Here is a 9,080-nt window from a genome sequence, read left to right on the forward strand (position 1 = left end):
GACGCGCTCCGTTCGCCGCCGCGCGGTGGCCGCGCGGATTCTGGCGTGGGGAATGGAAATGCTTCATCGACTGGTTCCTTGCTCGCCGCCCTGCCCGCGTCACGCCGGCAGCTTGAAGTCGGCGACCGAACGGCGCAGGTCCGCCGCCAGCTGCGCGAGGTGGCCGATCGACTCTGCGGTCTGCCCGGCACCCTGCGAGGTCTGGCCGGTGATCTGCCGGATCACGCCCATGGTGCGGGTGATGTCCGAGGCCGCGGCCGACTGCTGCTGGGCGGCGATGGAGATGTTCTTGATGAGGGTATTGAGGGCGTTGGACACGCGCTCGATCTCGGTCAGCGCGGTACCGGCGTCCTCGGCTAGGCGCGCACCGGACACCACTTCGGCCGTGGTCTGCTCCATCGAGGTGACCGCTTCGTTGGTATCGGCCTGAATGGCCTGGACCAGGTTTTCGATGCGTCGGGTTGCACCCGAGGTACGTTCTGCCAGGCGCTGCACTTCGTCGGCCACGACCGCGAAACCGCGGCCCGCTTCACCCGCCGACGCCGCCTGCACCGCCGCGTTCAGCGCCAGGATGTTGGTCTGCTCGGAAATGTCATTGATCAGTTCCACGATCGAGCCGATTTCCTGCGACGACTCGCCCAGGCGCTTGATGCGCTTGGAGGTTTCCTGGATCTGGTCGCGGATCTGGTCCATGCCCTGGATGGTCTCGCGCACCACGCCGGCGCCTTCGGCGGCGATCACCACCGAGCGCTGTGCCACGTCGGCCGACTCGGCCGAGTTGCGCGACACCTGCTCGATGCTCGCTGCGATTTCACCGATGCGGTCCGAGGCGGAGGTGATCTGGTTGGCCTGGTGGCCCGCCGCCTCTGCCAGCTGCATCGCGGTGGCCTGGGTTTCCTGGGTGGACATCGCGACCTTGGCCGAGGTGTCGTTGATGGTGGTCACCAGGTGGCGCAGCTCGTCCACCGCATAGTTGATCGCGTCGGCGATCGCGCCGGTCATGTCCTCGGTCACCGAGGCCTTCACCGTCAGGTCACCCTCACCGAGCGAGGAGATTTCGTCCAGCAGCCGCATGATCGCCTGCTGGTTGCGGCTGTTGAATTCCACCTGGGTCTGGTAACGCAGTTCCTGCTCGCGCGAGCGGCTGCGCACGTTGGTGGAGACGAAGCCGATGATCGCGATCAGCGACAGCGCGCCGGACACCACGCCGATCCAGAAGTTGGGGAACAGGCGGGTGTCGGACACCGAGCCGAACGAGGAGAACGCATCGAACAGCTTGCGGCTGTCGTCCAGCATGTGGGCCGAGCCCTGGCCCAGCGCGGTCGCCGCCGACTGCGCCGCGAACAGCTGGCGCGAGCTGGCCAGGATCGCATCGGCGTCCTGCTTCATCGCTTCCCACTTCTGCTGCGACTGCTCCAGTGCGGCCACGGCGGCAGCACCGCGCACGGCGGTGATGCCCAGTTCCTCGTTGCCGTTGCGCAGGCCGTCGAGCACCTGCGAGAACACGGTGATGTCACGCGCCAGCGCATCCCCGGAGGTCGCTGCGGCGCTGCCACCGGCACGCATTTCGGTCACCCGACGGGCCATCGAACCGGCCACCACGACCTGCTGCAGTGCGCTGTACACCTGCGACGAGGGGGCGCCGGAGGCGGACATCGCGCGCACCAGCTCGTTCAGCTGGGCCTGCAGGCCCGGTACCGCGCCGGTGAAGTTGTTGGCATTGCCGGCCAGCGCCAGCACCGCCGGCTCGCTGGCCACCAGCTGCCCGGCCTGCTTGCCCAGCGGCGCCCAGGTTTCGCCCAGGGTGGCGATGGCGCCGGACACGCCCGGCTCCTTGCCATAGCGGCCCTGCAGCGTCGACACGTTCTGTTCGATCGCGTTGCGGGTGGCCTTGAAGGCGGTGAAGGCCTGGGCGTTGCCGCCGACCGCGTCACGTCCCTGGTTGGCCAGCTGCTGCGACAGCACCTGCAGGTCGGCGGCCTTGGAGCCGGCGTCGGCAAGGCGGCTGCCCTGCCAGGTGGCGACGCCGGTGTTGACGCCGAACAGGATCATCGATGCCAGCAGCAGGAACAGCCAGAGGTTGCTGCCGCCCAGCCGCAGCTTGCCGGTCTTGGTGGCGTCCGAAGCAGTACTCATCGTTCAACCTCGATCTTCAATGCAGGGGGCGATGCCCGGCCTCAGGCCGCGGCTTGCCGGAATTCAGGGGTGCGCGACAGCAGCGAGAGCGAGAACACGCCCCAGTCATGGCCGTCGGCATGGAAGGCACGGTCAACGAAATGGCCGTAGCGGCCTTCGGCCAACGTGCCCGCGTCGATCTGCTGGTCCAGCTCGAAGCTGCGCTGGCCGAACAGTTCATCGATGGTCAGTGCGACGTCGCCGCCAGCCTGGCGCATGATCAGCACGCGCTGGCCTTCCTGCTGCACGGTGCGCGTGCCTTCCAGGAAGTACTTCAGGTCGACCACCGGAAACAGGTTGCCACGCAGGTTGCCCACGCCCAGCAGCCAGGGCTGCGCGCAGGGCACCGGGGTCACCGGCGGCATCGGCACGATTTCCACCACTTCGCGGAAATCGGACACCAGCCGGCGCTGGCCGACGCGGTAACCGACGCCACGCCACAGGTCCTGGGCGAACTGCCGCCCGGGCAGCTGCACTGCATGGGCCAGGCTGCGTCGTTCGTAGGCTTCAAGGATGTCGAAGGGCGAGCGCATCAGGCCACCAGTTCGTTGATCCGCGCGATCAGTTCATCCTCGCGCGGCGGCTTGACGATGTAATCGGCTGCGCCCTGGCGCAGGCCCCAGGCCTTGTCGGTTTCCATCGCCTTGGTGCTGACGATGATCACCGGGATGTGCTTGATCGCCGCATCGCGGGCCATCGCCCGGGTGGCCTGGAACCCGCTCATGCCGGGCAGGACCACGTCCATCAGCACCAGCTGCGGCACCTGGTCGCGGACCAGCTGCAGGCCATCCTCGGCATTGTCCGCTTCCAGCACCTCGTGGCCGGCACGGCGCAGCCACTGGGTGAACACCGCGCGGTCGGTCGGTGAATCCTCGATCAGGACGATACGAGCCATTGTGCCTTTCCCCCCTGGTCAGGCGTTGACGTATGTGCGGATGGCACCCAGCAGTTCTTCGCGCGTGAAAGGCTTGGTCAGGTATTGCTCCGAGCCGACGATGCGCCCCCGCGCCTTGTCGAACAGACCATCCTTGGACGACAGCATGATCACCGGGGTCGCCTTGAACAGCTGGTTGCCCTTGATCAGCGCACAGGTCTGGTAGCCATCCAGGCGCGGCATCATGATGTCGACGAAGATGATCTGCGGCTGCTGGTCTGCGATCTTGGCAAGCGCTTCGAAGCCGTCGGTGGCGGTGACCACCTCGCAGCCTTCGCGCTTGAGCAGCGTTTCCGCAGTCCTGCGGATGGTCTTCGAATCATCGATGACCATCACCCGGAGTCCTGCGAGTTCCCCGCCCGCAGTCGTGTTTTCAGTCATTGCCTATCCCCAAGCGCACGGCCCAATCTCTGGCGGGAGCCGCTGCGAAAGCGTATCTATATCGCACTTCCCGCGCCCGCTTCAAGGCCGGCCTGCCGCGCAGGGGGTAGCACCGGGCTGAACGTGACCGGGTTCGCAATGACTGCGCTGCCGGCAGGCGGACGCTGCGTTGCGCTACGGCGGGGAGGCACACGGCCGGCGTTGCCGCTACCATCAACGCCTTGCCTGACAGGTGCGCCCATGCCGTTGAACGTCATCGTGGTGATGGACCCCATCGCCCACATCAAGATCGCCAAGGACACCACCTTCGCCATGTTGCTGGAAGCCCAGCGCCGTGGCCATGCCCTGCACTACGTGCGGCCCGGCGGGCTGGCCCTGGAAGGTGGCGTGGCGGTGGCCCAGACCGCACCGCTGCAGGTGCGCGACGACCCAGCCGGCTGGTATGAGCTGGGCGCGTTCAGCCGTACCGCGTTCGGTCCCGGCCAGATCGTGCTGATGCGCAAGGACCCGCCCGTCGACGCCGAGTACATCTACGACACGCAGGTGCTGGACGTGGCTGCCGCTGCCGGCGCCTGCGTGGTCAACAACCCGCAGGGCCTGCGCGACTACAACGAGAAGCTGGCCGCCCTGCTGTTCCCGCAGTGCTGCCCGCCGACCCTGGTCAGCCGCGATGCCAAGGCATTGAAGGCCTTCGCGCTGGAGCACGGCCAGGCCGTGCTGAAGCCGCTGGATGGGATGGGCGGCCGCTCGATCTTCCGCAGCGGCCAGGGCGATCCGAACCTGAACGTGATCCTGGAAACCCTGACCGACGGCGGCCGCAAGCTGGCGCTGGCCCAGAAGTTCATTCCCGACATCACGGCCGGCGACAAGCGCATCCTGCTGGTCGACGGCGAACCGGTCGACTACTGCCTGGCGCGCATTCCCCAGGGTGACGAGTTCCGCGGCAACCTGGCGGCTGGCGGCCGTGGCGAAGGGCGCCCGCTGAGCGAGCGTGACCGCTGGATCGCCGGCCAGGTTGGCCCGGAGATGAAGCGCCGTGGCATGCGCTTCGTCGGCCTGGACGTGATCGGCGATTACCTGACCGAGGTCAACGTGACCAGCCCGACCTGCGTGCGCGAGCTCGACGCGCAGTACGGCCTGAACATCGCCGGCACCCTGTTCGACGCGCTCGAGGCCGGCCTGCGCTGATGGCGGCCGCACCTGCCGTCCTGCCCCCGCCGGCGCGCGAAGCGCAACGGCTGGGCGCGACCATCGCGCTGTCGATCGTGGTCCACGCCCTGCTGATCCTGGGCGTGGGTTTTGCGGTGAAAGGCGACGCACCACTGGTGCCGACGCTGGAGGTGATCTTCAGCCAGACCCGCACCGCACTGACCCCGAAGCAGGCCGATTTCCTTGCCGCCGCCAGCCAGGAAGGTGGCGGCGAGCACGACCGTGCGCAGCGCCCGCGCGACAACCAGGCCGGCATCGTTCCGCAGGCCCAGGCCGGGCTGAGCCCGGTGCCGCAACAGCAGCAGTCGGCCGCGCCGGCGCCCCCGCCGCAGGCGCGGGTGGTCAGCAGCCGCAACGGCGAAGAGGCAGTGGCCCAGGCGCAGGCACGCCCGACACCGGAGCAGCCCGAACCGGATGCACCGCTGACCGCGCGCGAACAGCGCGACGCCGAGATGGCACGGCTGGCGGCCGAGGTGCATCTGCGCTCGGCGCAGTACGCCAAGCGCCCGAACCGCAAGTTCGTGTCGGCCAGCACGCGCGAATATGCCTACGCCAATTACCTGCGCGCCTGGGTCGACCGCGCCGAGCGCGTCGGCAACCTGAATTACCCGGACGAGGCCCGGCAGCGCCGGCTCGGCGGCCAGGTGGTGATCAGCGTGGGCGTGCGCCGCGATGGCAGCGTGGAAAGCAGCCGGATCCTGCGTTCAAGCGGGACGCCGTTGCTGGATGAGGCGGCGCTGCGGGTGGTGCAGCTTGCGCAGCCATTCCCGCCGCTGCCGAAGACCGAGGACGAGATCGACATCCTGCAGGTCACCCGCACCTGGGTGTTCCTGCCGGGTGGCACCCTGCACGACGACCGGTAGGGGTTGTTGCCCGGGCCTGCGGCCCGGGACCCGCTGGAAGCCCAGGCAACTGCAACAGCAGGAACAAGAGCTGCGGTTGGGCTTTGGGTTTGGCGGGGCGGTATGGGCTTGCAGGACACGCCGTAAACCCATCCCTGGGGGCTCGATGGCGCCATCCATGGCGCCAACGGTCCTGCAAGCCCATACCGCCCCGCCTCTGACAGATCCCGACGCATCATTGCTGTTGGTAGGTGTCGACCTTGGTCGACACACATCCACGCTACGCGTGGATGCGAGCGAAGCGATCCGCTGTTGACTTTGATTTTCTTTTGATTTTCCGTGGCGGACGCACACGGAAACTGTCAGAGGTCGGGCGGGGTGGGTTCGCGGGGGTGTCCGCGGCATGGATGCCGCGGCCAAGCCCCCATGGGTGAGGGCGCTTTGCTTGCGAAGCACTGCTTCGCAAGCGCCCGAACGCACAGCCGCCAGCGGCTGGGCCGGACCGCGGAGCGGGGTTTACGGCGTCCCCCGCGAACCCACCCCGCCCGGCCAAGCGCGGCTTTGGGTTTATGCGATCAACCAATCCCGCCACGAGGGGCTCAGCCGTTGGCCTTCGCCTTCGCCTCGCGCGCGGCCTGCTGCTCGACCAGGGTCAGTGCCACGTTGTCGCGCAGGTAGGCCGGCTCGACCTTCTCCGGTGCAATGGCTTCGCCGCGCGCGAACGCCGGCACCGCCAGTGCGAGCACGTCCGACGCACGCGGCAATGCCGTGGCGTCGAATCCGCGCAAACCTGTACCGAGCTGCGCGACCAGCGCACCCTCGGCTGCGGCGAACCCGGTACCGACACCGTAGGCCGACAGCCCTTCCGGCAGCGCCACCGCTGCCGGCGCGCAGACGCGCTCGGCATCGCGCGCGACCGGCAGGCCGTCCACGCGCTCGAAGCGGGCGACGTAGAGTTCGCCCATCCGCGCATCGATCGCCGACAGGATCTGCGTTTCTTCCGCCGGTGCGCGCAGCGCCAACACCTGCAGCGTCGAGACCGGCAGCAGCGGGCGGTCCAGTGCCAGTGCGATGCCCTGGGCAATGGCAATCGCCAGGCGCACGCCCGTGAACGCACCCGGACCGCGACTGAGGGCGATGCCATCAAGCTGGCGACGGCTGACGCCGGCGTCGGCCAGCAGCGCCTCGGCCCACGGCAGGCTCAACTCGGCGTGCCGGCGCGGGGCGATCTCGAAGCGTTCCAGGACCTGCCCATCGACATGCAGGGCAACGGAACAGGCTTCGGTGGCGGTTTCAAAGGCGAGCAGTTTCATTGGATCAGGTCAGAACAAGGGGAACGTAGCACCGGGAGCAGGCTCCGGGCCCGCCGCAACGGCGGCCGGGGCACCCGCATCATCGGCCACGGGCAGCCATTGTGGCCTAAAGAAGGCCTGCACATCGGCCAGGCTGCGGGTGCGCCGGAACGGCGGCAGCGACTCAAGAAAGACCCGGCCATAGCCACGGTTGAGCAGGCGCGGATCGCACAGGACCAGCACGCCCCGGTCGCTTTCGCTGCGGATCAGGCGGCCAACGCCCTGCTTCAGGGCGATCACCGCCTGCGGCAGCTGCTCGTCGCGGAACGGGTTGCCCCCCTGGCTGCGGATCGCCTCCAGCCGCGCCTCGTATACCGGGTCATCCGGTGCCGCGAACGGCAGCTTGTCGATCATTACCACGCTCAGCGCTTCGCCGACCACGTCCACGCCCTCGCGGAAACTGGCCGAGCCCAGCAGCACGCCATTGCCCGATTCGCGGAAACGCTGCAGCAGCGCCGCGCGTGGCGCCTCGCCCTGCACGAACAACGGCCACGGCCCGTCGCGCAGTGCCTCGGCGGCCTCGCGCAATGCACGGTGCGAGGCGAACAACAGGAACGCCCTGCCCTGCGAGGCCTGCAACACCGGCCGCAAGGTCTGGATCAGCGCGGTGCCAAACCCGCGCGCCGCCGGATCGGGCAGGCCTTCGGGCAGGTAGCACAACGCCTGCTCGGGCCAGTTGAACGGGCTCGGCTGGACCAGCGTGTGCGGATCGTCCAGGCCCAGGCGCGTGGCGATGTGGTCGAAGCCACCGCCCACGGTCAGCGTGGCCGAGGTGAAGATCCATGCCGCGCGGCTGCGCTCGCGATGCTCGCGCAGCGGGCCGGACACATCCATCGGCGTGCGCTGGCAGCGGAAACCACGCGGGGTGAGCTCATACCAGAGCACATCGGCGGCACGGGGGGTCTCCGCCGGATCGGTATCGAAATCGAGGGTGGGCTCATCATCGCCCAGCCAGCGCTGCAGCCGCGACACCGCCTCGCGTGCCCGCGCATGACAGGCATCCAGACCCGCCGCCGCCTCGCGCAGCGGTTGCAGTGCCTGCTCCAGCGTCACCAGGCCGGCCATCACCGTATCGAATCCATCGCGCACCTGTGGCATCGCCAGCGCACGCCACTGCGTACCCCTTGGCGGCAGCCCCTCCATCGCCGAGCGCAGCGCCAGCAACGCCTGCTGCAACTGGTCGACCGGTTCCTGCAGGGCCGACTGCGCGCCGCCTACGCCGCGCGCCTCGGCCAGGCAGTCGCGGCCGAGTTCCTGCCACGGGCGCATGCCAAAGCCTTCGCCGAAAAACTGCGCGGCCAACTCGGGCAGCTGATGCGCCTCGTCGATGACAAAGGCCTGCGCCCCCGGCAGCAACTCACCGAAGCCGTCCTGTTTCAGTGCCAGGTCGGCCAGCAGCAGGTGGTGGTTGACCACCACCACGTCGGCAGCCTGCGCACGTTGGCGCGCGCGCACCACGAAGCAGTCTTCCCAGAACGGGCAATCGGTACCCAGGCAGTTGTCGACCGTGGAAGTGACCATCGGCAGAAGCGGCGAGTCATCGGCCAGGCCTTCCAGTTCGGCGATGTCACCGAACTCCGAACGGCCGGACCAGGCCAGGATGCGCTGGAACTGCGCAGCCTGCTCCGGGCTGGAAAAACGCGGTTCGCCCCGCGCCTGCTGCAGGCGGTAGCGGCACAGGTAATTCGCGCGTCCCTTCAGCAGCGCGCTGCGCAGGCCAACGCCCAGTGCCTGGCGCACGCGCGGCAGATCGCGGTGGTAGAGCTGGTCCTGCAACGCGCGGGTACCGGTGGAGATGATGGTGCGCAGCCCGGACAGCAGCACCGGCACCAGATAGGCGAAGGTCTTGCCGGTGCCTGTACCGGCCTCGGCCAGCAGCAGGTCGCGCTGCTGCAGCGCTTCGGCGATGGCGTCGGTCAGGTGCAGCTGTGCCGGACGCGGGACAAAGGCATCCAGATGCGAGGCGAGCGCGCCGCCTTCGCTGAGGGCTTCGCGGCTGGCATGGACAAGGTCGGACATCAGAGGGAGAGGATACCCGGCCGGGCGCTGCCCGGCACCCGTTTCAAGCCAGGGCAACAGCAACAGCGGTGTTCATGGCTCTGGATTTTTACGTACTGGGCAGGCCGGGAGGGGCAGGCAGGACACGCCGTAAACCCATCCATGGGGGCTCGATGGCGCCATCCATGG

8 protein-coding genes are annotated in these 9,080 nt (G+C 68.5%); 2 read left to right on the top strand and 6 right to left on the bottom strand.

All coding sequences use genetic code 11. The annotated features are described in order from the left end of the window. Positions 1-99: 99 nt before the first annotated feature. The 4 genes from VG561_RS19670 to pilG are packed head-to-tail and all read right to left on the bottom strand — an operon-like array spanning position 100 to position 3,490. A complete protein-coding gene (locus VG561_RS19670; RefSeq protein ID WP_014038185.1) occupies positions 100-2,136 on the bottom strand; it encodes a methyl-accepting chemotaxis protein in 2,037 nt (678 codons plus the stop codon). Positions 2,137-2,177: 41 nt separating this feature from the next. Further along, entirely contained in the window at positions 2,178-2,708 is a 531-nt protein-coding gene (locus VG561_RS19675) for a chemotaxis protein CheW (RefSeq protein ID WP_014648092.1), read from the bottom strand. Beyond that, positions 2,708-3,070 (bottom strand): response regulator, encoded by a 363-nt coding sequence (locus tag VG561_RS19680; protein ID WP_005410717.1) that lies wholly within the window; start codon positions 3,068-3,070, stop codon positions 2,708-2,710. Before VG561_RS19680 ends, VG561_RS19675 begins: the two co-directional genes overlap by 1 nt. A gap of 18 nt (positions 3,071-3,088) precedes the next feature. Further along, entirely contained in the window at positions 3,089-3,490 is a 402-nt protein-coding gene (gene pilG / locus VG561_RS19685; protein ID WP_005418455.1) for a twitching motility response regulator PilG, read from the bottom strand. A 240-nt stretch (positions 3,491-3,730) separates the two neighbouring features. Here pilG and gshB point away from each other — a divergent pair, with 240 nt between their 5' ends. Beyond that, positions 3,731-4,678, top strand: a complete 948-nt coding sequence (gene gshB, locus VG561_RS19690; protein ID WP_032959093.1) for a glutathione synthase — start codon at positions 3,731-3,733, stop codon at positions 4,676-4,678. Continuing rightward, positions 4,678-5,562: an energy transducer TonB family protein gene (locus VG561_RS19695; RefSeq protein WP_014648095.1), complete on the top strand. Its 885-nt coding sequence runs from the start codon at positions 4,678-4,680 to the stop codon at positions 5,560-5,562. The genes gshB and VG561_RS19695 overlap by 1 nt, the downstream gene beginning before the upstream one ends. 578 nt (positions 5,563-6,140) lie before the next feature. Here VG561_RS19695 and tsaB read toward each other — a convergent pair. Then, entirely contained in the window at positions 6,141-6,854 is a 714-nt protein-coding gene (gene tsaB, locus VG561_RS19700) for a tRNA (adenosine(37)-N6)-threonylcarbamoyltransferase complex dimerization subunit type 1 TsaB (RefSeq protein WP_423179911.1), read from the bottom strand. Positions 6,855-6,863: 9 nt separating this feature from the next. Continuing rightward, positions 6,864-8,912 carry an ATP-dependent DNA helicase gene (locus VG561_RS19705; RefSeq protein ID WP_423179912.1) on the bottom strand — a complete coding sequence of 683 codons (2,049 nt, stop codon included), beginning with the start codon at positions 8,910-8,912 and terminating at the stop codon, positions 6,864-6,866. Between the last annotated feature and the right edge of the window lie 168 nt (positions 8,913-9,080).

The organism is Stenotrophomonas sp. CASM110 (assembly GCF_049384345.1).
Lineage (GTDB): Bacteria > Pseudomonadota > Gammaproteobacteria > Xanthomonadales > Xanthomonadaceae > Stenotrophomonas > Stenotrophomonas muris.

Coding starts and splice junctions, on each gene's coding strand:
- VG561_RS19675 (WP_014648092.1), bottom strand. CDS start 2,708: ATGCGCTCGCCCTTCGACATCCTTGAAGCCTACGAACGACGCAGCCTG.
- VG561_RS19695 (WP_014648095.1), top strand. CDS start 4,678: ATGGCGGCCGCACCTGCCGTCCTGCCCCCGCCGGCGCGCGAAGCGCAA.
- VG561_RS19670 (WP_014038185.1), bottom strand. CDS start 2,136: ATGAGTACTGCTTCGGACGCCACCAAGACCGGCAAGCTGCGGCTGGGC.
- tsaB (WP_423179911.1), bottom strand. CDS start 6,854: ATGAAACTGCTCGCCTTTGAAACCGCCACCGAAGCCTGTTCCGTTGCC.
- pilG (WP_005418455.1), bottom strand. CDS start 3,490: ATGACTGAAAACACGACTGCGGGCGGGGAACTCGCAGGACTCCGGGTG.
- VG561_RS19705 (WP_423179912.1), bottom strand. CDS start 8,912: ATGTCCGACCTTGTCCATGCCAGCCGCGAAGCCCTCAGCGAAGGCGGC.
- VG561_RS19680 (WP_005410717.1), bottom strand. CDS start 3,070: ATGGCTCGTATCGTCCTGATCGAGGATTCACCGACCGACCGCGCGGTG.
- gshB (WP_032959093.1), top strand. CDS start 3,731: ATGCCGTTGAACGTCATCGTGGTGATGGACCCCATCGCCCACATCAAG.